The organism is Hyphomicrobium sp. (assembly GCF_019753045.1).
Classification (GTDB): Bacteria; Pseudomonadota; Alphaproteobacteria; order Rhizobiales; family Hyphomicrobiaceae; genus Hyphomicrobium_B.
On record NZ_JAIELN010000017.1, the window covers coordinates 84,321 to 108,735 of the forward strand.

The 24,415-nt window shown below is 60.9% G+C and carries 20 protein-coding genes, 1 pseudogene and 1 riboswitch; of the genes and pseudogenes, 7 read left to right on the top strand and 14 right to left on the bottom strand.

Features of this window, described 5'->3' with window-relative positions; genetic code table 11:
* On the bottom strand, positions 1-972 hold the full coding sequence (locus tag K2Q04_RS18145) for a magnesium transporter CorA family protein (RefSeq protein WP_291166171.1): 972 nt from the start codon (positions 970-972) through the stop codon (positions 1-3).
* 182 nt (positions 973-1,154) lie between these two features.
* Between K2Q04_RS18145 and K2Q04_RS18150 the strand changes: the two genes are divergently transcribed.
* Entirely contained in the window at positions 1,155-1,466 is a 312-nt protein-coding gene (locus K2Q04_RS18150) for a hypothetical protein (protein WP_291166172.1), read from the top strand.
* Between the two features lie 78 nt (positions 1,467-1,544).
* On the opposite strand, the gene K2Q04_RS18155 is transcribed toward K2Q04_RS18150, so the two are convergent.
* Positions 1,545-2,039, bottom strand: a complete 495-nt coding sequence (locus K2Q04_RS18155; protein WP_291166173.1) for a polymer-forming cytoskeletal protein — start codon at positions 2,037-2,039, stop codon at positions 1,545-1,547.
* A gap of 225 nt (positions 2,040-2,264) precedes the next feature.
* Positions 2,265-2,591 carry a hypothetical protein gene (locus tag K2Q04_RS18160; RefSeq protein WP_291166175.1) on the bottom strand — a complete coding sequence of 109 codons (327 nt, stop codon included), beginning with the start codon at positions 2,589-2,591 and terminating at the stop codon, positions 2,265-2,267.
* Between the two features lie 223 nt (positions 2,592-2,814).
* Here K2Q04_RS18160 and K2Q04_RS18165 point away from each other — a divergent pair, with 223 nt between their 5' ends.
* Positions 2,815-4,203 carry a polysaccharide deacetylase family protein gene (locus K2Q04_RS18165; protein WP_291166176.1) on the top strand — a complete coding sequence of 463 codons (1,389 nt, stop codon included), beginning with the start codon at positions 2,815-2,817 and terminating at the stop codon, positions 4,201-4,203.
* Positions 4,204-4,898: 695 nt separating this feature from the next.
* Here K2Q04_RS18165 and K2Q04_RS18170 read toward each other — a convergent pair.
* Together K2Q04_RS18170 and K2Q04_RS18175 are read right to left on the bottom strand one after the other, a co-directional pair.
* The gene (locus K2Q04_RS18170; RefSeq protein ID WP_291166178.1) at positions 4,899-5,183 is read right to left on the bottom strand and encodes a hypothetical protein; all 285 of its coding nucleotides are present in this window, start codon (positions 5,181-5,183) and stop codon (positions 4,899-4,901) included.
* A 59-nt stretch (positions 5,184-5,242) separates the two neighbouring features.
* Positions 5,243-5,653, bottom strand: coding sequence for a hypothetical protein (locus K2Q04_RS18175; protein WP_291166179.1), 411 nt, complete (start codon positions 5,651-5,653; stop codon positions 5,243-5,245).
* Between the two features lie 289 nt (positions 5,654-5,942).
* Here K2Q04_RS18175 and K2Q04_RS18180 point away from each other — a divergent pair, with 289 nt between their 5' ends.
* Positions 5,943-6,161 (top strand): hypothetical protein, encoded by a 219-nt coding sequence (locus tag K2Q04_RS18180; protein ID WP_291166181.1) that lies wholly within the window; start codon positions 5,943-5,945, stop codon positions 6,159-6,161.
* A 41-nt stretch (positions 6,162-6,202) separates the two neighbouring features.
* Here the strand turns inward: K2Q04_RS18180 and thiC are convergent, their stop codons facing one another.
* The 7 genes from thiC to K2Q04_RS18215 all read right to left on the bottom strand — a co-directional run bounded on the left by thiC (position 6,203) and on the right by K2Q04_RS18215 (position 18,111).
* Positions 6,203-8,086 (bottom strand): phosphomethylpyrimidine synthase ThiC, encoded by a 1,884-nt coding sequence (thiC, locus tag K2Q04_RS18185; protein ID WP_291166183.1) that lies wholly within the window; start codon positions 8,084-8,086, stop codon positions 6,203-6,205.
* A gap of 112 nt (positions 8,087-8,198) precedes the next feature.
* A riboswitch (TPP riboswitch) is annotated at positions 8,199-8,309 on the bottom strand.
* A 209-nt stretch (positions 8,310-8,518) separates the two neighbouring features.
* Complete coding sequence (locus tag K2Q04_RS18190) at positions 8,519-10,078, bottom strand: DUF4332 domain-containing protein (RefSeq protein WP_291166185.1); 1,560 nt, start codon at positions 10,076-10,078, stop codon at positions 8,519-8,521.
* Between the two features lie 86 nt (positions 10,079-10,164).
* Positions 10,165-10,947, bottom strand: a complete 783-nt coding sequence (locus tag K2Q04_RS18195; protein WP_291166186.1) for an NAD(P)-binding domain-containing protein — start codon at positions 10,945-10,947, stop codon at positions 10,165-10,167.
* Between the two features lie 30 nt (positions 10,948-10,977).
* Positions 10,978-13,119, bottom strand: coding sequence for a hypothetical protein (locus K2Q04_RS18200; protein ID WP_291166188.1), 2,142 nt, complete (start codon positions 13,117-13,119; stop codon positions 10,978-10,980).
* Positions 13,120-13,130: 11 nt separating this feature from the next.
* Positions 13,131-16,109 (bottom strand): DUF4159 domain-containing protein, encoded by a 2,979-nt coding sequence (locus tag K2Q04_RS18205; RefSeq protein ID WP_291166191.1) that lies wholly within the window; start codon positions 16,107-16,109, stop codon positions 13,131-13,133.
* Positions 16,106-17,104: a DUF58 domain-containing protein gene (locus K2Q04_RS18210; RefSeq protein WP_291166192.1), complete on the bottom strand. Its 999-nt coding sequence runs from the start codon at positions 17,102-17,104 to the stop codon at positions 16,106-16,108. The genes K2Q04_RS18205 and K2Q04_RS18210 overlap by 4 nt, the downstream gene beginning before the upstream one ends.
* An 8-nt stretch (positions 17,105-17,112) precedes the next feature.
* Positions 17,113-18,111 (bottom strand): MoxR family ATPase, encoded by a 999-nt coding sequence (locus K2Q04_RS18215; RefSeq protein ID WP_291166194.1) that lies wholly within the window; start codon positions 18,109-18,111, stop codon positions 17,113-17,115.
* A 188-nt stretch (positions 18,112-18,299) separates the two neighbouring features.
* Between K2Q04_RS18215 and K2Q04_RS18220 the strand changes: the two genes are divergently transcribed.
* Complete coding sequence (locus K2Q04_RS18220) at positions 18,300-18,926, top strand: DUF1285 domain-containing protein (protein WP_291166196.1); 627 nt, start codon at positions 18,300-18,302, stop codon at positions 18,924-18,926.
* A gap of 62 nt (positions 18,927-18,988) precedes the next feature.
* Here K2Q04_RS18220 and K2Q04_RS18225 read toward each other — a convergent pair whose 3' ends face one another.
* Together K2Q04_RS18225 and K2Q04_RS18230 are read right to left on the bottom strand one after the other, a co-directional pair.
* Positions 18,989-20,470: a hypothetical protein gene (locus K2Q04_RS18225; RefSeq protein ID WP_291166197.1), complete on the bottom strand. Its 1,482-nt coding sequence runs from the start codon at positions 20,468-20,470 to the stop codon at positions 18,989-18,991.
* Positions 20,471-21,626: 1,156 nt separating this feature from the next.
* Complete coding sequence (locus K2Q04_RS18230) at positions 21,627-22,175, bottom strand: hypothetical protein (RefSeq protein WP_291166199.1); 549 nt, start codon at positions 22,173-22,175, stop codon at positions 21,627-21,629.
* A gap of 926 nt (positions 22,176-23,101) precedes the next feature.
* Between K2Q04_RS18230 and K2Q04_RS18235 the strand changes: the two genes are divergently transcribed.
* The 3 genes and pseudogenes from K2Q04_RS18235 to K2Q04_RS18245 form a co-directional block, all read left to right on the top strand.
* Positions 23,102-23,428, top strand: coding sequence for a hypothetical protein (locus K2Q04_RS18235; RefSeq protein WP_291166200.1), 327 nt, complete (start codon positions 23,102-23,104; stop codon positions 23,426-23,428).
* A 200-nt stretch (positions 23,429-23,628) separates the two neighbouring features.
* A complete protein-coding gene (locus K2Q04_RS18240; RefSeq protein WP_291166202.1) occupies positions 23,629-24,006 on the top strand; it encodes a hypothetical protein in 378 nt (125 codons plus the stop codon).
* Positions 24,007-24,053: 47 nt separating this feature from the next.
* Positions 24,054-24,248, top strand: a pseudogene (locus K2Q04_RS18245) (PsiF family protein); the annotation flags it as partial.
* Positions 24,249-24,415: the final 167 nt, after the last annotated feature.

Consider the following 24,415-nt stretch of genomic DNA (forward strand, 5'->3'; position numbering starts at 1 on the left):
TCAGAGCCATCCCTTTCTTTTGAAATAGAGGTAGGGGATGAGGGCTGCGAAAAACATCAGAAAGAGCGCCATGGGATAGCCCCAGGGGTGTTCGAGCTCGGGCATGTTCTTGAAGTTCATGCCGTAGATCGATGCGACCAGCGTTGGCGGCATCAGCATGACCGCCATGACCGAAAACAGCTTGATGATCTGGTTCTGCTCGGTGGAAATCATGCCGAGGGTCGCGTCGAGCAGAAAGCTCGTGCGGGCCGATAGAAAGCGCATGCTTTCCATGAGCGACAGGATATCGTGGTTGGCCGCGTCGATCCTCGCGAGCACGCGGGTGTCGTCTTTCCGCTCGCGCGCGGCGTTGGCAAAGTAGAGCGAAAGCCGATGCAGAGACATCGCACTTTCCTGAGCTCTGGACGTTATATCGCCTTCCTTGCCGACCGATTTGAGAAGGACGTCCAGGCGGCGGTTCTGGGGCCTGCGGCTCGCAGTGGTTTGCCCGAACACGAGAGGCGCCATACGTTCGACCTCATCCTGGACACGCTCGATGAGATCGGCTTCCCGTTCGATCAGCATTTCCAACAGGCCGATCATCACGCCCGGGCCCGTTACGCAGTCGACATCGCCCTTGGCGGCTCTCGCGATGTAAATCGGAAATGCTCGCGGTTCGGCGTAGCGCACGGTGACAAGGTTGTTGCGGAAGAGGATGAAGGTGACGACGGACGTCATCGGCACGCCCTGCTCGCTGTTGTGCAGGATAATGCTCGTCATGTAGTAGGCGCCGTTCTCGGTATAGAAACGGTTCGAGGCCTCGATCTCGCGCATCTCCGATCGGGTCGGCACTTCTATGCCGAGCGCTTTCTCGATGAACTTGTCCTCATCTTCCTTCGGGTCGATCAGGTCGATCCAGACGGCCGTCGTGATATCCCCGACAGGGCCTCGCGGTACCAATTTCTCGCCAACTGCGTCATACACCGTGATCATTATGCGTAGACCTTTTTGGATTCGCGTATCTCTCAATTGCCGGCGGCCCGGCGGCTGGATCGGCCGTCCAGCCATTTCACGTCGTTAAGCGCCCGACAATCCCGTAAGGTCTAAGCTTGGTGGATGAGGTCTGTTGCAGCGAGACGCACTAAGTGTGACAATTCAGTCTCAAAGGAGGCTACATGGCTCTACGATTGGTCGTTGGGATCGGTGGCGGCGTCGCGCTCTTAGCCGCGGCGTTGGCGCTCCCCGCGGAGGCGAAGATCGCGTGCAAGAAGGGTTATCAGCAGGTGCAGGGCACGTGGATGGCGACGCCTTATTGCCAGGACCAGTACGTCGCGCAGGTAGCGCACGACTACGGGTTTAGCGCTTCGCCCGACAGGGTTCGCAATGACCCGTTGTTCAAGCAACACCTTTGCCGGTTCATCGGACAGGACATCCGTATCAAGGAGTCGTGCGACCAGGCCATCCCGTCGGTGCGCGGACGCTTTTAGTGAGAGCCAGGATTCGGTGTGATGTGGTGATCATCGCTTCAATCGCGACGATCACCGGCATCAGATGCGGACCCAATCTCAGGCGAGGTCGGGCGTGACCTCGCCAACATCCTTGGCGCGGCGGACGCTGCCGTCGAATTGCGCACCTTCGTCAATCGAGAGCGTCTGCTTGACGATGTCGCCATCGACACGCGATGTCGCGTTGAGGTTCACCGAGCTGCCTTTGAGGGCGCCGCTGACCTCACCTTGCACCGTGATGGTACGCGCCGTGATGGTGCCTACAACACTTCCCGTTTCGCCGACGGTTACCGCTTCGCCATGCACATCGCCCTGGATGTGTCCGGCAATGAGAAGCGAGCCTTTGGTCTTGATGACGAGCTGCTGACCGGAAATCGTGATGTCCTGCCCGAGGACCGAAGTCGGTGCGTCGATCACGGGGCTCGATTGCTGAAGCGGGGAGCCGAAAAGCGGTGGAGCGGGAGTTTTCGCCTGTGGTATCGGCGGCTGTTGCGGTGTGAGTGTCTTGACTGGCTCAGGGCCACGAATATCCGGCGTCGCTACGCGGTTGAACATCTACTACCCCCAAAAAAAGAACTGCTATCGCCCGTCCCGCTACCGCAGCCTAATCACTGTACTTGGGGTACATTATGGCCAAGTTGGCATATGTTCCAGCCTAGTTTCACCGCGCTGCGAAAAACCTTTTTTGCGGAAGATTATTAACGTCACGCTTTGCCCAAAAAGCGAGCGGGCCGCCTCGTCGACGGCCCGCGCAAAATCATTTCCGATCGCCAGCGAGTGCTATCTGTACAGGTCTACGAACGGCGCAACGATGTGCTTGCCGTGACGGTCCTTGTAGACATGCACGAAAGGTGCATCGACTACGGTTCTGCGGCCGCTTTCTACGCGCGTGAACGGCGCATGCACGACATGGCGACCACGATGGCGGTCATAGCGATGCTGATGCCGATAGCGACGGTCGTCGCCGCGGTAATCTACTTGAATGTGCCTTGTGGATGCTTCGCCTGCGGGCTTCGCGACCGTCATCGCGTTTGCTGCCGATACGGACAGCGCGACCGAGCCCAGTATCGCGGCAATGGTTAGCGCCGGGCCGAAAAATGCCGTCATCAGATACTCACTTCATTTCTGTTTGTAGGTCATTGAAATTAGGGACCATTCCTCACGAGTTCAACTCAGGTGCGACAAATGTCCGACTCATGCAACACTTATGCTGAACAAGAGCCTGGGTAGTGAAGCCGGAAAGCGACGTGCTCGTCTCAATTTTTCTGCGACGGGCTGCTGCCGCCATTGGAGTCTGCTAGGTTCCGTTAATAAAATAAGGGAGGACAACATGTTCGTTTGCCGGGTGGCGCTCTTATTTGGTCTGACGGCACTTTCCGCCGTCCCCGTCGCCTATGCAGCGGATGAAGCAGCCTGTCCTCGCGCGGGTACGCTTGGGGTATCCCGCACCGTTGAAATCGATACGACCGGCGGTCCAGGCTTCGGCATGGACAACTACAAGGCCTACGACTTTCTGCAGGACAAGGAAGTCATCCTGACCTTCGATGACGGTCCGCAGAAGTACACGACGGAAGCCGTGCTGAAGGCGCTGGGCGATGAATGCGTGAAGGCGACTTTTTTCTCGATCGGAAAGATGGCGCTCGGATATCCCGAGATCATCCGCGAAGTCGCCAAAGCCGGACACACGGTCGGCACGCACACGTGGAGCCACAAGTCGATCGCCAAGCTCAAGACATTCGACGAAGGTAAGGACGAGATCGAGCGCGGCGTCAGCGCGGTTCATCGCGCCGTCGGCGGCCCGGTCGCGCCGTTCTTCCGCTTTCCAACTCTCGCCGACACGCCCGAGGCCGTCGCCTATCTCGGCAAACGCAACATCGCAATGTTCTCGACCGACATCGATAGCTTCGATTTCAAACCGCAGACGGCCGATCACCTTGTGAAGTCGCTGATGCAGAAGATCGACAAGAGGGGCAAGGGCATCCTCTTGATGCATGACATTCACAAGACGACGGCGAAGGCCGTGCCGATGATCCTCGCCCAGCTCAAGGCGAAGGGATACAAAATCGTCCACATGACGGCGAAGGCCCCGCTGACGACGGTTGCGGAATACGATCAAGCCATCGAGAAGGAAGCCAAGGGCTTGCCGCAGGTCGGCGCCGAGCGGCCGGTGTCGAGCATCGTCAAGACGATCGATGGGCCAGCGCCGGCGCCTGAGTCTGCTTCGAACAGTGGAGAGCCCGAAGGACTGCCGGCTCCTCCTACTCCTGAAGCCCCAACGACTACGGGGGCCGCAGCTCCGGCTGCTGGTGCCGCGACGCCAGCGGCTCAGGCATCGCCGCCGCTTCCGGCATTTCCGACAACGCCTTCGGAACCGCCGTCCAATCCGGCTCCGGGCAAGCAGTCGGCGGTTGAGCCGATGAAGTCCATCGCCGAGCCGTCGTCGCCGCCGTCTCCGAATGGCCCGGTCGTCACGGCGACTGGCAGTCTTCCGGCGGCCGGCACCGCAGCTGCTTCGCCGACGCACACTGCGGCTGTGCACTTGCAGTCGGAGACGCCGTCTCCGGTCAAAACCGTTTCCGCGGCAGAGGCGCAGGAGACCGCGACGGCGAATGCCGCTCCCGCTGCACCTATGATGCCGGTCGAGACGGGGCCGGAGCAGCCGAAGAAATCGATATCACAGCGCGTGAAGGAAGCTTGGGAATACTGGTTCGGGCAATGAAGCCGATTGGTGCTGCCGACTCTTCTTCGTCGAGCCGGCCGGCAGCGCCGAAAGCACAAAAAAGAAATGGGCGGCGATGCCACCCATTTCTTTTTGGACGCCCTGTTAGGCCCCCCCGGGCCCGCCGCAAACCAAGTGTTGTGGCCTAAGCGCAAGACAGCGCAGTGGCTTATCCTTGGGCGTTCGCTACGGCCGACGCTGATGATCGACGTGTAGCGTTTCCGGCATTAAGTGGGACTAAACCCATCCCCCAGTCGATCCCCCGATCGGCTGCCCACTTCACGCAAAGCTATGTGAGGTGCGGCGCTTCTTCCAGACAAAACGAATCGTCTTGCTCTGAATTCAAGCAGGTGTGGCGTTCTGGATACAACTCAATGTTTTATCAGTGTGCAGTGCATATTGCTGTGGATTGGCTCGCCATGGAGCGTTTCCGAAAAACAGAAAGGGCCGCTCCCGAAAGAGCGGCCCCGTGAGATCATCATTCTGAGCGGAGTGCAATGTCTACCGCTTAGGTCTCAGATGCGCTCCAGGAGAGTTCCGGATGCAAGCCTGAGCGACCACGACATCGTCCGCTTCAAGACCCCACTAGACATCGGATCACCTCCTCTCGGTTGTCGAAAGATGACGTTAAGCTGGCACTGTTTGCCGGCTTTGAAAAGGGGCATGCGACGATACTGCCAGCGTTGCGGCGTTCTCTAGTTCCATCGAGGCTGCGTGATAAGCAGCATGAGGACGAATAGCGCGGCGGCGATAGCCGGAAGGGCGAGAACAGCCAGCACCGCATTCGCTGGCCCACGGCGATCCTTGGTCTTGAGGCTGTAGCCCACGGCGATGATCGCACTGATGCCGCCTAGCACGCTCAACCAAAGCATGATGTTGAAGGACGATACCGAGCCGTCGGCGATGCCGGCGACGAAGAAGTAAAGTGCGAGAAATAGCGCGGCAATGTCGACCAACAGGAAGGTTCGAAAAGCGAGCATGGGAAATCCATTGAGCTGAAGTTTGCAGCGGTTGGCGGGTATTTCTGCGTGGCGCGCGGTCAATCACTGCGCCTGCGCATTTCCATCGCTCGCCCAAAGCCTGCGAGAAGCGTTCCGAGAGCGAAGAGGGCAAGGACGACGAGTTGAAGATTGTCTTCAACGCCTTCCTTATCGATCATGTAGTCAGAGATATTGGCGTCAGCCGTCTTGAACCTGTCGAGGATTTTCTCGCGTTCCGCTTCGGCTTCCTTGATCCTGTCGGCGGGGGCGTTCAACGTCTGCAGGAGAGCGATTTGATTGTCTTGAACCGCCTTGATCTGCACTTGCGCCGATTGCTGAATGCTAAAGGTTGCGAGCCGCCATTCGATCTGGCGCTTCAATGGATCGAGATAAAACATTTGCGTTGCCGTCGCCCCGAGCAGCAAGACGATCCCGAACAGTTCGCCGAGTTGGTATCCCTTGAAGCCCATCGGTCCCCCCCGATTTTTCCATTCCAGTTATTCTTAGATGGGGCAAAACTAGCGAATGGGCCATTGGTTTTCCACGCTGTCAGCGTTGGCGTTTCAGACGCGCTCGGCAAATGAGTTGGCGTAAGACACGGTAAACAGTTTTTAAAAAGCCGGGCATTTGCCCGGCTTTTTTGCATGGGGTTTGCAATGGGGGGAGGACTGCCGCGCCAGGCGCTGCGCTGCACTATTTCAAAGTGCCCCCCTGACGCTTATAATTTAACTTGGGGCATGTTCTGCAAGGAGTTGTCCAATGACCACTTGTGCCTGCGCGAACTGCCAATTCTACGACACCCATATGGGTACTGCCGCAAAGCATAAAGAAAAGGATACCGGATTGTGCCGGTTCAATCCGCCCCTTCCCCAAACAGCATCTGCCAATGCGCGTGCTGCTTGGCCCATTGTCGATAAGAGCGACTGGTGCGGACACTTTGCTGCAACCGTTGAGCGCATGACGTCTGTCGCGGCCTAAGCATCCGAAGCGGCATCAGCTCGTCCGTGCGTGGATGGAGCTCAGTTGCTAACCGGCGGCACGCGAGCTGATGTCTGCTTTTTCACCTCGTCGGCATCGAGATAAACCTCGTTTCCCATAGCCTTGAACTTCTCGCTCATCTCGGCCATGCCGACTTCCTTGTCGTTCAGTGTCGCTGCGTAATCGCGGACGTCCTGCGTGATTTTCATCGAGCAGAACTTCGGTCCGCACATCGAACAGAAGTGCGCGACTTTGTGAGCGTCCTTCGGCAGGGTCTCGTCGTGGAAGGCGACGGCGGTATCGGGATCGAGCGAGAGGTTGAACTGATCTTCCCAGCGGAAATCGAAACGGGCGCGCGAGAGCGCGTCGTCGCGGAGTTGCGCCGCTGGGTGTCCCTTGGCGAGGTCGGCCGCGTGCGCCGCGATCTTGTAGGTGATGACGCCAACCTTGACGTCGTCGCGGTTCGGCAGGCCGAGATGCTCCTTCGGCGTCACGTAGCACAGCATCGACGTGCCGAACCAGCCGATCATGGCGGCGCCAATGCCTGATGTGATGTGATCGTAGCCCGGCGCGATGTCGGTCGTCAGCGGTCCCAACGTATAGAACGGGGCTTCGCCGCAGGCCTTCAGCTGCTTCTCCATGTTGACCTTGATCTTGTGCATCGGCACGTGGCCGGGGCCTTCGATCATCACCTGGCAGCCCTTGTCCCAGGCGATCTTCGTTAGCTCGCCGAGCGTTTCGAGCTCGGCAAATTGCGCGCGATCGTTGGCATCGGCGATCGAGCCCGGCCGCAAGCCATCGCCGAGCGAGAACGAGACATCGTACTTGCGCATCAGATCGCAGATCTCGTCGAAGCGTTCGTAGAGGAAGCTTTCCTTATGATGCGCGAGGCACCACTTGGCCATGATCGAGCCGCCGCGCGAGACGATGCCGGTCACGCGGTTGGCGGTGAGCGGAACGAACGGCAGCCTGACGCCCGCGTGGATCGTGAAGTAGTCGACGCCTTGCTCGCACTGCTCGATGAGCGTGTCGCGATAGAGTTCCCAGGTCAGCTTGACCGGATCGCCGCCGCATTTTTCGAGCGCCTGATAGATCGGCACGGTGCCGATCGGTACGGGCGAATTGCGAATGATCCATTCGCGCGTCGTGTGAATGTTGCGGCCCGTCGAGAGGTCCATCACGGTGTCGGCGCCCCAGCGGATCGCCCACACCATTTTCTCGACTTCCTCCTCGACGGACGAGGTCACGGCCGAGTTGCCGATATTGGCATTGATCTTCACGAGGAAGTTGCGACCGATGATCATCGGCTCGAGTTCGCCGTGATTGATGTTCGAAGGAATGATGGCGCGGCCGCGTGCGATTTCGCTGCGGACGAACTCGGGCGTGATGTGCTCGGGAAGTTCGGCGCCGAAGCTTTCGCCATCGGCCAACGCGTTTTTCGCGCGCGCCAGAACCGCTGCGCGGCCGAGGTTTTCGCGATGCGCGACGTAGATCATCTCCTTGGTGATGATGCCGGCGCGGGCGCATTCGAACTGGGTGAGGGGTTCGGCGTTCGATGCGCGCATTGGACGATAATCGGTCGGGAATACGCGCGCCGCGTGGGTGCCTGAGACGTGGCCGTTATCCTCGGGCTTCACGGTGCGGCCGTCGTAGGTTTCGATCCCCGCGCGTCCGGCGTTCCACGCATCGCGGATGCGCGGAAGGCCCTTCTCGACGTCGATCGTGATGGTGGGATCGGTGTATGGACCCGATGGGTCATAGACGCGGAACGCGGGCTCGGCCGGATCAGTCAGCGCGATTTCGCGGAACGGCACGCGGAGTTCGTCGTGGCCTGGGGGTGAAGAATAGACTTTCGTTGAAGCCCGCTGCGGTCCGACGGTCACTTTCGGCTTTTGAATATCGGCGGCGCGCGTAGGTTTATTCATGGCAGTTTTGCTCCTCTCCGCCACGCCTCTGTGAGACACGGCTGGGCGATGGCACGCGAAAAGCGCGTGCGGACAAATGCGTTGCCCGGAAAGGTGCGGATTGGTGGCGTCGTGCCACTGTGTGCTCCGTCCCTTCGCCGGCATAACCCGGATCAGGTTCGAAGGGTGCTCGCGCTTCCTATCCGCGATCTCAGCCGGATCACCGGCGCCCCTCGGAAAACGAGACCACCGTGACTCCATTGGCCGACGTTTGCAAGCCTGGCGGGACAATTACCGCCGTCATCCCCGCGAAGGCGGGGATCCGCCCAGGCTCCCGGAGCTAAGAAAGCGGGCGCTCACGTGTAGGGTCTACACGGGTTGCCATCGGCCCTGGATGGATCCCGGCCTTCGCGGGGATGACGAAAAAAAACCGCGCCCCTTGAATAGGCGAAGCTATGCGGCGATGGCCTGCTTGGCGACGGCTACCCAGCCTTTGATCTTCTCGATGTCGGGCGGGCGGCCTTCGCGCAATACGCGCTTGCCGGCGGACGTCGTGACGAACCGCAATACGTCGGCAGAAAGTGCGACGGGATCGGCTTCGGCGACGGCCTGCGCTGTCCGATAGCCTGCGCCGACGAGCAATTGCGCGTGCGTGCCTCTGAGGCCCGGCACGGCCATCACGAGCCTTGCCTGATCCTGCCAATCGAGAAGCGTTTCGGCGTCGAGATGCGGATCGTTCAGCAGTTGCGCGAGCGCCTCCGGATCTTGCGCGAGGAAATCGCCGACGCTGTACACGCCGATTGCCGCGATACGATCGGCGGTCTTCGGTCCGATGGACGGCGCGGCTTCGAGATCGTCGTCGGCCATGAGGTACGTTTTTGTTTCGATCGTGCGCCCATCCCATTGCCGGGGCGCGGGCGCTGGCTTCTGATGCGCCGACATGGTCTCGGTTCGCGGCCTCGGGGGCGGCGCTTCGGGAAGTGCCGGCGGCTGCTCGGAGATTTGTGCGAGCGATACGGCGGATTTAGCGACGGCGAGTTCGAGTGGGGTATCGTCACGACCTTCGATGCGGGCCGCGCGTTCTTCGTTCCGCTCCGCGAGTTTCGGCGCCAGAACCTCGTTGTAATGAAGTTCGCGGATTGTCTTGTCGTCTTCCGAGAGAGAATGCCGGACGGTGCCGGTCGCGCGCAGTTCGTCATAGATGGCGCTGACGAGCTTTCTGTCTTCGGCGTTCGACAGCCGCTTCTCGATGAACTTCTGCGGGATCTCGGACATCGCCAGGAACGTTTCCGACGTCAGCGTCACTTGGGGCACCAGCACGTTCGCTTCGGTGATGGCGCGATCAAGAACCTTGCCGAAACTTGCCGACGCGTAGATCAAAAGCTCGGCGACGATGTTCTTGCCGATGTCGTCGAGGCCTTCCTCCGGCCGCGTTGCGCCCTTGTGAATGTCGTAGTGGGCGATGAGCTTTTCGTAATAGCGATGCGAGAACTCGGCGCTATTGCACACGAATTCGGAGAGCCAGCGCGGACCGGCGGGAACGCGAACGTCAGGGTTGGGGTAGCGTTTTTCGCCGAGCGCGCGCAGCGTATTGTAAGAGCGATTGATGCTCCATTCAGCGGCGCGATGAATGGCGTTTTCGGCTTCGGTCTGGCCGGTGTGAAACGGCATGACGGGATCGGTGAAGTAGTGGCTCAGCACGCCTGCGGCGTAGACTGCTTCGGGCCAGTTGCCGGCTTTGAGTTCAAAGACGGTGCGGCTGTACCATTCGTTCGTTTTCTCGAGCGCGCCGCCCCAATAGTTCTCAGAGACGTGCAGGACGTGGTTCTTGAAATCCTTGAACGTCACGTCGGGCGCTTTCGAGCCCTCGAGGTAGCGGTCGACATGCTTCAGGAAAAGGCGCGTCCACTCTTCGCTGTCGTCGCGCGCCATGGCTTCGAGCGCGTCGAGCGCCAGCTTATGATGGGTGCCATTCGCGTGCGTGGCGTAGACAATTCGGAAAAGGAGCGACATGGGAGCCTCAGGGTGAGCAACCGGTCCCGATGTCTACGTGAGTCGCGTTCCCTGCTCGATTGATTCGGTCCCCGAGTTGCAGGTCATCAACGATTTTCGCGGTTTCGTGCGTGTTTTTCGGCCGCGAGGTTGATGATATCGGCGCTGCCGCGGCGGTCGCGGGCGATCCTGCGGGCGAGGGCGGCGCGGCGAGCGAGCTGCACGACGTTCAGTTCGCGTGGCGCCGCTTCGTCGGACAGGACGCGTTTCAGCGTCTCCGGTGTCAGTCCGCAGGCCGCACCGAGCGCCAGTGCTTCTTCGCGGGCGACCGATTGTGCGGCTTCGATATAGCCCATCAGCGCGGCCGCGGCGTGCGCACTGCCGAGGGGGCCGGTGCGTTCGACGTTGCCGAGCAGCGCCAGAATGCTTTCTGCGATTTCGACCGATGCGAGGTCGCCGCCGAGCAGAATTTTCGCGTGGCCGTGCAGCGTCGCCTCGGGGGCGCTGATCGATGCAGCGTCGACCAGCGCGACGTTTCGCGGCTCCAGGACTTCGAACAGTGTTTGAAATTCACGCGGCGTGCGGGCGCCGAGATCGACGAGTACGGAGCCCGGCTGCAGTCCGCCTGAAACGGCCTTCGCTCCATCGCCCACGAGGAGCCGGCGGAACGTCTCGGTGTCTTCGATGGCGGCAAGCACGATCGGGCATCGCATGGCAATGTTCGACTCGCTCGCCGGCTCGAGCATTTCGCCGTAGGCGACCGGCGGGGAGCCGGACAGTGCTGCGTACATGACACGGAGGCGGCAACCGGCGATGCGTTCGGCGATCGCCACGCCGAATTCGTCATTGCCGATAACGCCGACCGGCCCATTGTTCAGAGCGTGACCCATTGTGTCGTGCCCCATCGCTATTGCTTATCGCTATCTTCCCTCACGCCACCAAGCCAACGCGATCAAGGCCAGCAGAGCCGAAAGCGCTGCGAGGCCCGTAAACATCGGCGTCAGCTTGACGCCGCGGGTCAGATAGGCCTGGCGGTCCTTGAGGCCAAGCCAGCCGGACCCTGCCATTACTTTGGCGGCCGACATCATTGAGATACGCGGTACATCGATATCGGTTGCAGACGCGAGCACGCTCGTCGGCTTCGTCCAGAAAACACCGCCGCCCGTCGCATCGGCGATCGGCTTCATTTTCTGATCGGTCGCCGTCACCTCGCTCATTTCGCGCGGGTCTTCGACGCCGGCGTTGGCGACCGCCGTCAGCTCGCCATCGGGACCATCGGTTTCAATTTTATAGAGTCCGGGAAGCTTCACATCGATGGCCGAGCGCCACACGCCCGCTTCGACCGGCACGGCGTCGAGCGTCACGTTCGAGGTATCGCCGCCGGGACCGAGGATCTTGACGGGGCCGACCTTGTCTTCCATCGAGTGGCGCTCGATCGTCAGCTTCAGGCCTTTGGCTGACGCGATGAGACGTTCTTCCTCGAGATCGGGCTCCTTCATCAGCCAGTGCGACAGACGGCGGAGAAGATCGGTGTGCGGTCCGCCACCGTCGTAACCGCGGGCCCACAGCCACGCGTGATCGGACGTCAAAAGCGCAACACGGCCTTTGCCCTTGCGATCGAGGATGAGGAGCGGCTTGTCCTCGGCGCCATTCATGACGACGCGGCCGCGCTGCGGCGTTACCTCAGCCTGGCGGTACCATTTTCCCCACGTCGGTTCGGGCGACGCATCCGCCACCTGAGCCGCGTTCCAGCCGGGCAGGTCCTTCGTGACGGGATGTTTCTGTCCGTCCGGCGTCACCTTGGCCTTGAACGGCATTTCGAGGACACGGCCGGTCGGCGGCGCGGGCAGCACGGGCGCGAGCGGCGTCTTATAAATGCTGTAGGGGCTCGCGTAATCGTCGCCGGCCGCAATGAGAAGCGCGCCACCGTGATCGTTCACGTAGCGGGCAATGTTGTCATAGTAGAGCAGCTGCAGGATGCCGCGGTGCTCGTAGCGATCGAAAATGATCAGGTCGAACTCGTTGATCTTTTCGGAGAAGAGCTCGCGCGTCGGGAACGCGATCAGCGAAAGCTGATTGATGGGCGTCCCGTCCTGCTTTTCAGGCGGACGCAAAATCGTGAAATGCACGAGATCGACGGCCGCGTCGGATTTCAGAAGGTTGCGCCACGTGCGCTCGCCGGGATGGGGTTCGCCGGATACGAGCAGCACGCGGAGATTTTCGCGTACGCCCTCGGCCGCAACGACGGCGCGGTTGTTGGCCGTCGTCAGTTCGCCTTCGACGGGTTGAAGCTCGATCTCGACGATGTTCGTCCCCGTGTGCGGGATCGGCATGTCGATTTTGACGTTGCGATTGATTTCGGTACGCACCGTCTCGTCCGGCTGGCCCTCGCGGCGGACCTTCAACGTTGCTGCACCTGAATTCGCAGACGGCGCGTGTCCCGTCTCGCGCACCGCGACCTCAATCTTGCGCGACTGTCCGACAAGGCCGTAGCGTGGCGCCTCGATGACTTCGATCCGCCGGTCGAACTCGTCGGGCTTGCCCGTCAACAGGGTGTGAACCGGCGCATCGAAGCCGAGCGCCGCGGCCGATTTCGGAACGTCATGCACCTGACCGTCGGTTACGAAGACGACGCCCGCGATGCGGTCGGGCGCGGTGTCATTCAGCGCGGCGTTAAGATCGGTGAAAAGGTTCGTTCCTGGCGGCGCGGCCTCGGAGGGAACGCCGCCCGTGACCCACTTGATGTTGAGGTTCGGAATCTTCGCGAACTTCGTCTCCAAGTCGGAGCGGATGGCCTCCATTTGCTTGCTGCGGTCGGCGAGCTTCTGGCTCGGGCTTTCGTCCAAAACCACGATCGCGACGTTGGCGAGGCTTTCGCGCTGCTCTTCCTTTAGGATCGGATTGAAGAGCGCGCCGATCAGCGCCGCGAGCGCGGCGGCGCGAATGAAGGCTCCGCGCGAGCGACGGAACAGCAGCGCCACGATCAGCGCGACAGCCAGCACCGTCAGGCCGATGAGAACCGGGACGGGGAGCAGCGGAGCGAATGTGATCGACCAGTTCAAAAGCTATGCCTCTATTGCCCCAGTCTCTCGAGGAGAGCGGGTACGTGAACCTGATCGGCTTTGTAGTTGCCTGTCAGCGCGTGCATGACGATGTTGATGCCGCCCCGGAACGCCATTTCGCGCTGCATCTCGCCGCCGGGCACGACCGGGTACATCGGGCGGCCGCGATCGTCGAGCGCCCAGGCGGCTGCAAGATCGTTCGATGTGATCATGATGGACGTGACGCCGTCCGAGACGCGCGCCTTATGCGTTTCGTTGTCGTTGTTCGAAATGGCTTCGACCCAGAGCTGGCCGCCGTCCCAACGTCCCGGGAACGTACGCAACAGATAGAACGACTTCGTCACGACGTGGTTTTCGGGAACGGGTTCTAAGCGCGGCACGTCGAGCTTGCTCAAGAGCCGCTGCAAGGCGGTGCCTCCGCGTCCCGCGAGCGGCAGCGTATTCGCGCCGCCCTGACCGTAGTCCCGCGTATCGAATATGATCAGGCCGCCTTCCTTCATGTAGGCGTCGATCTTGGCGATCGTCGAGTCGGGAAGGGCTTCGGCGGATTCCAGCACCGGCCAATAGAGGATCGGATAGAAGGCGATCTCATCCTTGGTGATGTCGACGGCCGCGGGCTCGCCGGGCTCGACGGCGGTTCGGGTCTGAAGAACGCGGCCGAGCCCCTGTAAGCCGGCGCGGCTCGTTTCGTCGGTTTCGCGGTCGCCGCTCGTCACGTACGCGAGCGTGACTTTGCTGGTCGCATCGATCGCGGCTTTGTCGGCAGGTGTCGGCGCGCGGCGTACGACGTCCGGGCCGGACTGAGCCGGCTGCATCGGCGCGAAATTGTCGAGCTGCGGTATGTCCTGGAAATTCGGCTGGATGTCCTGGGCTTTGCCATCGCCTGCGCCTGCGAATGCAAGTACCGCGAATGCAAGCGCGGCAGCGCCGGCGCCAGCTGCCCTCGAGCGTCGCGGACGGCGTGAGAACAACCCGCGGATGCCGCCGGCCTGCAGCAGCATCACGGCGAGGATATCGAGGAAGAGCAGCATGAGCGCGGTCGAGAGCAATGCAGGTTTCAGCGCCGTGCTTGCAGCGTTGTCATAGCTCAAGCGCGTGACGCCCGCCGGTAGCGCCGGGAACGGTATGAGCGCACTTTTCGCGTTGAGCACGTTGAGTGCGCGCGGGCTCGCCGACTGGCCGTAGTAGCCGGGCGGATGCTCGAAGCTTGGTTTTGCCGTTTGCAGTTCCGACGATTTCAGCGGTTCCGCGGTCGGCGGCGGTGACACGAGCGTGCCGAGGCCGTTGAGCGTTTTCAGCGGGGCGAGGGAACTCGCGTCGTTGCGCGCCTTCGCTGTCGTATCGGAATTCTCGACCTTCGTGCCGTCGCCTTGTCCGGAAGCCGAGGCGCCAACCACGCCCATGGTGGAAAGACGGCGAAGCATTTCGACGAACAACCCGGAGATCGGAAGATTGGACCAGTCGGAATTTGCGGTCACGTGGAAGAGCACCAACCGGCCCTTGCCGCGTTTCGCCGACGTGACGAGCGGTGTTCCGTCCTTGAGACGCGCCCAGATCTCGACGTCGGGCGTGAGTTCGGCGGGGTCGGCGAGAACCTGACGGTTGATCGTCACGTCCTTCGGGATCGTCAGACCGGAGAACGGACTGCTCTCGTCGAACGGCGCGAGCGGCTGTGGCGACGACCACGACAAGGCGCCGCCGAGCGACCGGCCTCCCGAGCGCAGCGCGACGGGGAGGAGATCGTCGCCCGCTTTTTCAAGTCTTGGTCCGGCGAAGCGAACGAGCAGGCCGCCGCGATCGACGAAGTCGGCGACCTTTTCTGCGGCTTCGCCCGCGAGCGTGCCGATGTCGGCGAGCACGAGCACAGATACGTTCTGCTTCAGAACGGAATCGAGACCCTGGACGAGGTTTGAATCCTTCGTGACCACGACGTCGGCGTAGGGCTTCAACGCCTTTTGAACATAGTAGAGCGGCGCCAACAGTGGCTGCGCCTCTTCGCGGCTTTCGCCCGAGAGAAGACCGACGCGGTGCCATTGCGTCATGGCATCGATCAGGCTCACGGCGCCCGCCGAGCGTTCACTCGCGATTTCGATACGGGCGACCTGATTGCGCAATTCGAGCGGCAGTTCGAACGTTGCCTTGGCGGATGTCGCTCCGGAGGCGAGCTTGAACGGCGCTTCGCCGAGACGTTCGCCGCGCGCGGAGTACGCGTTGACCGTGCCCTCGCGTGCGGGACCTCCCGGTGACAGGACGACGGCTTCGAGCTTGCCTTTCTCGGCGAGGTTGGCGACGAGGCCTAGCGCTTCGCGGCCGTTCGTTTCGTCGAGCACGGCGAAGGTGCCATTCCCCGACAGGTTTTGGAGTTCCTTCGCAACGTCGCCGACCTCGGATTTGTGGTCGATGCCGTCGTGCAGCCAGACGATGCTTGGGTTCTTCACGCCCGCTTCCGACAGCGCCGATTGCAAGGCGGTGAATGCGGCTTGGCGATCTGGATCGAAGGGTTCGGGCGCGAGTGCGGCTGCCGTGCTGCGGGCTTCACCCGGCGGCTCGATCTTGACGCTGTGGAGTTTGCTCGTCGCCGCGGTCGGGACGATGACGACGGGGCGTCCGCCGCTTTCGGCTTCGCCGATGATGCGTTCGAGCATGTTCGCGCGTTCCGGCCAGCGGGACGCTGCCGCCCAGCCGTTATCCACGAACGCGACCACCGGGCCGGTGCCGCCGAGGTTCGAGCCCTTCGACGGATTGAGAATGGGTTCGGCGACGGCGAGGATGACGAGCGTTGCGGCGACGAGGCGAATGAGCGTCAGCCACCACGGCGTTTTCTCGGCTGTCTTCTCATCGTTCTCGAGGCCGACGAGGATGCGCGTCGGCGGAAATTCGACTTGCGTCGGGCGCGGCGGCACGGCGCGCAGCAGCCAGTAGATGACGGGCAGCGTGACGAGCGCCGCAAGCAGCCAAGGATTGAGGAAAGCGAGCGGGCCGAGGCTCATCGAGCGCGCTCCTTGGTTTCAGTCGAGACGGCATCCGAGCTCGACGATATCCAGCGGTAGCCCGTCGCCGAACCGTTGAGGCGCATCAGCAGCGACAGCAGAGGTTCGGACGCCGGACGGTCGGTGTGATGCGTGAGGAGCGACCAGCCGAACCGCTTCGCCATTTCCGCGAGTTCGGCCCGATGGGCGGCGAACCGCTCCTGATACTTCTGACGCAGCGTTTCGGCGCGGTCGGCGACCCAGCGTTGGTTGCCGGAGGGTGTCGTGAATTCCGTGCGGCCTTGATAGGGCAGCGTTTCTTCCGCCGGATCGAGGACCTGCACCAAGTGGCCGCCGACGCCGTTACCTGCGTAGCCTTCCAGGCGTTCGCGGATGGCGTGCACCGGGGCGAGAAAGTCGCTGAAGAGGATGAGGCCCGAAAAGCGATTGAGACCGGCATTCGGCGGCAGGCTTTTCTGCGTCAGATCCGATTTGGCGTTGACGATGATCGTCTCGGCAATGCGCGTCACGGCGTTGCGGTTCGCGGTCGGCAGCGTCTGCGCGAGAAGGGCGACCCGTTCGCCGCCGCGCACCAAGAGTTCGGCCGAGGCGAGCGCCAGCACAAGCGCGCGGTCGCGCTTCGTCACGTTCGACAGATGGCTTTTGAAATCCATCGACGGCGAGACGTCCGGCCAGAGATAAAGCGTGTGCGCCGCTTCCCATTCGCGTTCGCGAACGTAGAGATGATCGGAGCCCGCGGAGCGCCGCCAGTCGACGAGGCTCGCATTCTCGCCAGCCTGATATTGCCGGAACTGCCAGAACGTTTCGCCGGGACCCGCGCGCCTGCGCCCGTGAATGCCCTGCGCGACGGTCGAGGCGATGCGCGCCGCTTCCATCAGCAACTCCGGCATGCGATCGACCAGCGAGACGGCTTCGCGCTCGAGCCCCAGAACGCGCCGGCTTTCCGCGGTTGGGCCTTCGCTTCCGCCGCTTGTCCGCCCTAGTGGGCTCGCCATGCGTGCACCTACTCCACGGCCGCCGCGAGACGCGCGATGATATGAGTGAGGTCTTCGCCTTCGGCGCGGGCGGCGAATGTCAGCGCCATGCGGTGCTTCAGGATCGGCTCGGCGAGTGCGACGACGTCATCTACGGACGGCGCGAGGCGGCCATCGATGAGAGCTTTCGCGCGGACGGCGAGCATCAGCGCCTGGCTGGCGCGGGGTCCCGGACCCCAGGCGACGAAGCGGTCGGTGTCGTTGTTCGCGCCGGTGCCTGGACGGGCCGAGCGCACGAGCTTCAGGATCGCTTCGACGACCTTGTCCGGCACAGGGATCTGGCGGACAAGGCGCTGGGTCGCCATCAGTTCCTGCGCGGAGATGACGGCTTCGAGCTTCGGCGTTTCGGTGCCGGTCGTCGCGTAGAGCATGCGGCGCTCGGCGGCGAGATCGGGATAGCTGACGTCGACCTGCAGCAGGAACCGGTCGAGCTGCGCTTCGGGAAGCGGATACGTTCCTTCCTGTTCGAGCGGGTTCTGCGTCGCGAGCACGTGGAACGGCGCGGGCGTATCGTGGCGCTGGCCTGCGACGGTGACGTGATGCTCCTGCATCGCCTGCAGCAGCGCCGACTGCGTCTTCGGAGACGCGCGGTTGATTTCGTCCGCCATCAGCAGCTGCGTGAAGATCGGGCCCTTGATGAAACGGAACGAGCGGCCGCGGCCGGGTTCGTCTTCCAGCACTTCGGAGCCGATGATGTCAGATGGCATCAAGTCGGGCGTAAACTGAATGCGCTTGGCGTCGAGGCCCAGCACCTTGCCGAGCGTTTCGACGAGCAGCGTTTTCGCGAGCCCCGGAACGCCGATGAGCAGCGCGTGTCCGCCTGAGAGGATCGTGATGAGCGTGCGCTCGATGACCAGATCCTGTCCGAAGATGACGGACGCGGCAGCCTTGTGCGCGCGCTGCACGCGTTCGGCAGCGGCTTCGAGCCGCGGCACGATATCGGTGTGGGTTTCGACGACAGTGCTCATAAGGGAGGCCTCGCGCGGCAGCTTCTTGTCATTCTTTGTGGCAAAAACGCCTTTGGAAACAACGGCCGAGGAATGGCGTTCCCGGCGGTGGCGTGAACCTAGACGATCCTGCCCGGCCCTCATAGGGTCAAGTGAACGTTACGTTAGGATGTTGCACTCTTTGAGGCCCGCGATTGCGCGGAACGTAAATGGCGAATGAAAAATCGGACGTTAGCCGTCTGAACGTGGAGTCTGATGCACATCCGTCGCAGCCGTCATCGGGCCTCGAAGCGCTGCTGCGGGCCGCTTCCGAGGGCGCGGGAGCGGGCGGGGAGAAGACCGTCAGACCTGTGGAAAAGTGGAACCCGCCCTACTGCGGCGACATCGGCATGAAGATCCGCCGCGACGGCACCTGGACGTACCAGGGCAGCCCAATCGGGCGCATCGCGCTCGTCAAGCTGTTCGCCTCGATCCTTCGGAAGGACGACGACGGCCGGACCTATCTCGTCACGCCCGCGGAGAAGGTCGACGTCGAGGTGGAGGACGCGCCGTTCCTCGCCGTCGAGATGGCGGCGGTGGGCGAGGGCCGTGCGCGGACGATTACGCTTCGAACGAACGTCGATGATGTGGTGACGATCGGGCCTGAGCATCCGCTGCGGTTCCAGCCGTCGGAGCCTGATGGTGGATTGAAACCCTACGTGCTCGTGCGCGGGAGGCTGGAGGCGCTTTGTACGCGTGCGGTCTATGCGGAGCTGGTGGAGCTGGCGGAAGTGGGTGAGAGCGGTGGGGATGAGGTGGGTGTGTGGAGTGGGGGGAAGTGGTGGCGGATGGGGTGAGGGGTTGTCGCCAAAACTTCTAGTGCTCGATTTTATTCCACAGGTTTCGAACCTAACTACTCTTATACTCTCAGAAATTCATGCACGCGATCGGCCAAGGGGTTGCGCGTTTGAGTCATCCGTCCGGCTCGATGCGTCGACATCACTGCACCTAACGGTGACGCATGATGTTCGTCGGAAAGGGAATTGCGAAGAAGATCAAACACACCTTCGGGTGTGTAAATTGTCAACAGCTTTTCAATTTCATCGGCATTACATAGAATGGTCCGTCCTACCGCCGAGGCAGCGTCAGACAGCTCATCGGCGTCCAGCAATACGCGGGCACGATCAACGATGTCGCGTTTAACATCGTGTCCAAGAAAAACCCAATCATCGAGGGTTACCACGACGTTTAGCAAATCGTCGGGATATTGAAGGTCAAGCTCCGGGATCTCATTGCTTAAGCGGAAGTCAAACTCGCAAACCTGCTTTATGCCTCTTGCGATATCCTCGATCACCCTTGAACGCTCGGGTGTGTCCCCTAGGGTAGTTTGGACGGGTAGTGGGAGTTTGATGGCTTTACACTCTATAACGAGCCTCACGATATTCCCTTGACACACCAATACGTCAGGAGTCCTTCGGGGGCGTGCGGCGCTGCCGTAGGTTAAATCGCCAACAATTGTGCAGTTGATAAATTTGGCTGCGAACAGATCTCGAATATACTGTTCAAACGCTATGCCAATTAGATTTCTGTCCCTGACTTCGCGGTCTCCGATAACATCGTAGTATAATCCTGATGATATTCTCCATTTTAAAAGCAATTCCATGGGACGCATATAAGAGGTAATGCCATTTGACATATTTCTTATGATGGGGGTGCGGCGCAGCACGCCACGGCGATAGGCGGTCGATCCTCCTTGAGCGATCACTTCACGCGAAGATTCTTCAAGTTCGTCTATTGGAGCGCTTAGTAAATGCATTACGGTGTCAACATCTTGTTGAGAAATATTAGGGTGGTCCGATATCTGAATTCTTTCAGTCTGCATCTGTGAGTTGAACAAGTGATTCCAAGTGATCCCGACAGAGAGGATTTTATCGACGCTGACCCCCATCAATCGTTCAAATATTCTGGATAGATCGGTGCCGCGAAAAATTGACCACCAACGGACGTACTCTGCGCCGTCCCAATTTTGCGGTTGCCAGCGAAATTGACGATATCCAATCCGCGACATCTCGCGAAGTATCTGCCCCTCTTCAGCAAATAGAGCGTATTCGGCATCTTCGATGGTTCGGATGCAATTCGCTGTGGTCGCTATTAGAGCCCAGGATCTTGCATTCGCAATCCTCTGCCCCCTATTTCCCCGCACATAAAGAAGTTCGGTGAGAAGCGTTTCGAGTTCCCATGGATAAATCGCATGTGCGTTCCCATACTCCGGCGTCAAAGCTTCGGGGGGGAAATTGTAGCCGCTGGGCTGAACAAAATCGGGATCATATCGCGCGCGATCTAGCACCCAGACTGTGCGCAGCAGTGATGGCTTGTCAGTTCGAGAAAGAAGCTTTCGCAATCTTTTGCGGGCTCTATCACGTCGAAGTCGTTGGCCATCGCACATGGATTATGTTCCGACTAACGGGGGCGAGTCCGAAGAGGGTAATATATCTAATTAGCTGGTAATGGTTCTTTTTTAGGTCGCGATTCGATGCCTTGTTATGCCCCTCCGAAACGACTACGACGGCGAAATGACTTTGTCGTTTGGGATGTGCCCCACGCTTAAACTTATCCCCGGTCATTGTGCGCACGGCGCACTCCTTTTGTCCGGCCGTGACTTGCAAGTGCGCTCAACTCAACCTTCGTCATCCTCGAACGCGTGAGAGCAGCGATGCGCGTTCGGGGATCCAGCGTTAGAAGCGCCGGAGGCTCGATATTGCGTCTTCGACGAGTCTCACGCTGGATCCCCGACCTTCGACGCGGTTTCACCGCGCTCGGTCGAGGATGACGGGAGCGTAGCGCAGGCTACCGCTGTGCGTGTGCGCTGCACGTTGGCTGGATCCCGGCCTTCGCCGGGATGACGGTGGGGAAGCAGTGCCGCCTTAACTGCGTTTCGAGACGGTCACCGAAAACTTATCCCCGCTCTCGTCCGCGCTCGCATACTTCCCGCATCTTGCCACGCTGACAAAGGGCATGAGCTCGTGCCGCGAGACGTGTGTGGTGAAGAGCATGCGGGGTCGCGCGGAGAAATCGGTATGCCGCGGGTTCGCTGCCTGCCGCGCGCGGGCCTCTGAGGAGGCGGCGCGGTGAAACGCCTTCTCGAAAGGAGATGCGGGGGCGGATGGCGGGTTCGACGGCTCAGGGGTCGCTTTTCACAGGCGATCCGCACTCATACGAGAGGCGCCGGACGCAAGGGCCGGAGCCGAGGCGGAGAGTTGGCATGCACGGGGCGGCATCGGTCCGCATCCCAAATCCAACTGCAAAGAGCGAGGCCGTGCCGCCCCGTCCCTTTGTTGTTTTGTGCACGGCGACTCGCCTCCGGCGAGCCGGCCGCCGTGCACGTTTGCTGTTTCTCTTTTCGAGATCCGCGAGCTGGCCGTCGCGGACGCTTGCCGTCGCGCCGGATGGATGCGCATGCGTGGAATGGGCGCGAGCGATGCGGGTGGTGATGGTCGCGATGAGATGTCGTGTGGAGTGGTGGCGTGTGGTGGGGGTAGGTGAGGGGCTTGCGTGGTTTATCCTCGCTTTTGAAGCCAGGTTCCGCCCTTTTGGTCCGCCTCGGCTGCGCATGCATTCGCTAGAGCAATGAGTTCTCCGGCTCGTTGTTGGAGATGAACCAGCTTGATGACGCGCTCCACCTCCATGAGGCGGCCCGGCTGAAACGGGAAAACCGTCCTCCCATTTCGATCGATATTCCAATGGCAGAGAATTTTGAGATCGCCGTCGCCGGCCGCCCCTTCTTTGATGACTTCGGCCACGATGTCGTCGACCGGCAGGACCTCAGAAAAGCCTCCGCCGTAGCCGACGAACACATGAATCTGCGCGAGGTTTTGACGTTTGCGCAGCGCGTTCGACAGGATGACATGACTGTGCATCGCCCGCAGCGCTTCCTTGAAGTCGTCGCGCATCATGAGCAGCAAAGATGTTCCGCGATCCTGATCCGGAATGCTTACTTGCCGTTTCTCGCTATCGGCCAAGCTATGCCACATGATCCTCTCGACATCGTATTCCATGTCGATTGCATGCGCGGCGAAATTGGAAATTTGAATGGAAGGTGCCGACATACCCAAATCCTTTGAGATAAATCCTGAATGGCTTCCGGCGCTCGATTATCCGTTCAACCAAAGAAGGTCGGCTTTGGAGAGTTGATCACGTGCGGGCTGGAGCCGGACTGGACGCGGTGCATTTTCAAAGCTTCGAGCAACGGGCCGCTGTGCTTGCGCACGCCGCGCAACGCGTCGTTGTTTTGTTGTGTGTTTGGGAGAAGCGCTCCCCGGTTGGACAAGACTTGGTTCGAAAAGGGCCGCTGCGAAAATATACGGTACGTGAACGTTGCTAATTGCCGACGCCGCAGCAGGTTCCGGGCGTTTAGAAACGTCGCTCCTGGTCTCGGCGTCGTCGAAAAATCTGGCGCTGAGGGTTTCCGCAGCCGTACGGCTTTCGGACGTGATGAAAGTCGCGTCACGCACGGCGGTGAGAAATGCCCCGAGCGTTCCCGGTGAGACGAAGGCGGGCAGGATATTTCCCGGCGCAGCGACGGGTTGTGGCGATCCCAACGGGCCGGGAAGAGAGCGCGCGGTGCTGGTCTGAGTGACGCAAATGACCGCGATCGCGGCCCATGGCAGGAGGGGAAGAATACGCATAGCGGGCTCCGAATACGCTTGCAAACGCGGTGTGATTTTGCACACCGTCGCGCAATACTCTGAAATCCCGCAAGGCCAAGCTTATACGCAAACTGGGTCAAAAGAATGACGTGGCTTGAGCATTTCCGTCGTCTTTTTCATTTCGCCGGCGCCCGCTTCAAGCGCGATCAACCGACAGAAATAGTCTGACGACATCCTATTGCAGCATTGTGATACACAGCGCAGCGTCGGTTCGCTCGGTCGAGGATGACGGAAGCCGTTGCTTAGCTGCTTGCCGCTGCATAGAAGGTGCGCGACGATGCGTTTTCGGGGCGGGGACACGGGTATTTTTCAGAGGGTGCAGTGAAATGGCGGACGGTTTCGATTGGCTCGAGCCGTGGTATCCGGTCGAAGACAAGGCCATCTGCGCGGGTCTCGAAGCCCAGCTTCGGCTCGAAGTCTCGAGCCGTCACGTTCTCTACGGCGAGGCCGTTCGGCTGATCGCACGGCGCGATGACACCGACGACGCATTATTCCGTCTCGCCGATGGCCGCGTCGCGGAAGTCCATATGACGTGGAGCAAGCGGACCGAGCCCGATCCGCGCTGGCCAGCGACTGGGATATTCGCGTCCCTCGATGATTGGGCTCGCGACAGCATGCTGCCGCTCCACCGAGAGCTATCGGAAATTTCCTGAGCGCCTGGCGGCTGGGCGGACGTTAGCAAAGCGATGACCGAATCCTGAACGGTCTGTGAACTCCCTATTCCGAAACGGTTCAACCGAAGGCGCGCAATCTGCGCTGCGTCGGGTGGCATCCCTTTTCAATTATCCCGAACGGCAAAAGCGCGAGGACGCCGCTGAGCCAACGCATTCAACGCGTCTCCATGGAGAGTCACGTGAATAGGATTTTTCCCGCTATCGCTCTAGCCGCCGGTGTCGCTGCAACCTCGATGTCCACGGCTTACGCTTATGACTACAATACTCACATACGCACAGATCGGAACGACATTCGCCGAGATAGCGCCGCAATCGCCAGCGATGTGCGCCATATCGATGAGGAACGCCAGGAGCTCAGCGATGCGCGCCGCCATGCGCGCTGGGCGTGGTTGCATGACGAAGTCTGGGCCGCCCATGAGGCCAGGGAAAATGCCCGTGAAGAGGCCGTCGAGCTTCGCGGGGCAGAGCAAAAGTTCAATCGGGACGTGACGGACATTCGTCACGACCGCGAGGACCTCAGCGAAGACTACCGCTCGCGGCGCGGATGGTGGAACTGACACGCCGTGCAACGTAACTGATCCGAAAAAACTAAAGGAATGACGACATGAAATCTTTCACGACATTGCTGGCGGCCGTTGCGATTGCGGCCACGTCGACTGGGGCTTTCGCTGCAGATTCGAAATCCAAACCGAAGACGCCTGAGTCGATCGAATGCTCGAAGCAGGCCGACGCAAAGGGCTTGCACGGCAAGGAGCGTGTCAAATTCCGCGCCCAGTGCAAAAAGGACCTGAAAGCGAAATCGGCGGCCGGCTCTTCGGCTGCGACGACGCCAGCGGCAGCGGCCGACAAGTCTAGCGCGACACCGGCTCCGGCGAAGGCCGACAATTCAGCGGCGACTGCCAAGACGCAAAATTAATAGTCTTTTGTTTTGCGATCGGCGACTCCGCTCCGCGGAGCCGGCCGTAG

Coding starts and splice junctions, on each gene's coding strand:
- K2Q04_RS18210 (WP_291166192.1), bottom strand. CDS start 17,104: ATGGCGAGCCCACTAGGGCGGACAAGCGGCGGAAGCGAAGGCCCAACC.
- K2Q04_RS18145 (WP_291166171.1), bottom strand. CDS start 972: ATGATCACGGTGTATGACGCAGTTGGCGAGAAATTGGTACCGCGAGGC.
- K2Q04_RS18150 (WP_291166172.1), top strand. CDS start 1,155: ATGGCTCTACGATTGGTCGTTGGGATCGGTGGCGGCGTCGCGCTCTTA.
- K2Q04_RS18195 (WP_291166186.1), bottom strand. CDS start 10,947: ATGGGTCACGCTCTGAACAATGGGCCGGTCGGCGTTATCGGCAATGAC.
- thiC (WP_291166183.1), bottom strand. CDS start 8,086: ATGAATAAACCTACGCGCGCCGCCGATATTCAAAAGCCGAAAGTGACC.
- K2Q04_RS18230 (WP_291166199.1), bottom strand. CDS start 22,175: ATGTCGGCACCTTCCATTCAAATTTCCAATTTCGCCGCGCATGCAATC.
- K2Q04_RS18155 (WP_291166173.1), bottom strand. CDS start 2,039: ATGTTCAACCGCGTAGCGACGCCGGATATTCGTGGCCCTGAGCCAGTC.
- K2Q04_RS18235 (WP_291166200.1), top strand. CDS start 23,102: ATGGCGGACGGTTTCGATTGGCTCGAGCCGTGGTATCCGGTCGAAGAC.
- K2Q04_RS18220 (WP_291166196.1), top strand. CDS start 18,300: ATGGCGAATGAAAAATCGGACGTTAGCCGTCTGAACGTGGAGTCTGAT.
- K2Q04_RS18160 (WP_291166175.1), bottom strand. CDS start 2,591: ATGACGGCATTTTTCGGCCCGGCGCTAACCATTGCCGCGATACTGGGC.
- K2Q04_RS18180 (WP_291166181.1), top strand. CDS start 5,943: ATGACCACTTGTGCCTGCGCGAACTGCCAATTCTACGACACCCATATG.
- K2Q04_RS18165 (WP_291166176.1), top strand. CDS start 2,815: ATGTTCGTTTGCCGGGTGGCGCTCTTATTTGGTCTGACGGCACTTTCC.
- K2Q04_RS18170 (WP_291166178.1), bottom strand. CDS start 5,183: ATGCTCGCTTTTCGAACCTTCCTGTTGGTCGACATTGCCGCGCTATTT.
- K2Q04_RS18175 (WP_291166179.1), bottom strand. CDS start 5,653: ATGGGCTTCAAGGGATACCAACTCGGCGAACTGTTCGGGATCGTCTTG.
- K2Q04_RS18205 (WP_291166191.1), bottom strand. CDS start 16,109: ATGAGCCTCGGCCCGCTCGCTTTCCTCAATCCTTGGCTGCTTGCGGCG.
- K2Q04_RS18190 (WP_291166185.1), bottom strand. CDS start 10,078: ATGTCGCTCCTTTTCCGAATTGTCTACGCCACGCACGCGAATGGCACC.
- K2Q04_RS18215 (WP_291166194.1), bottom strand. CDS start 18,111: ATGAGCACTGTCGTCGAAACCCACACCGATATCGTGCCGCGGCTCGAA.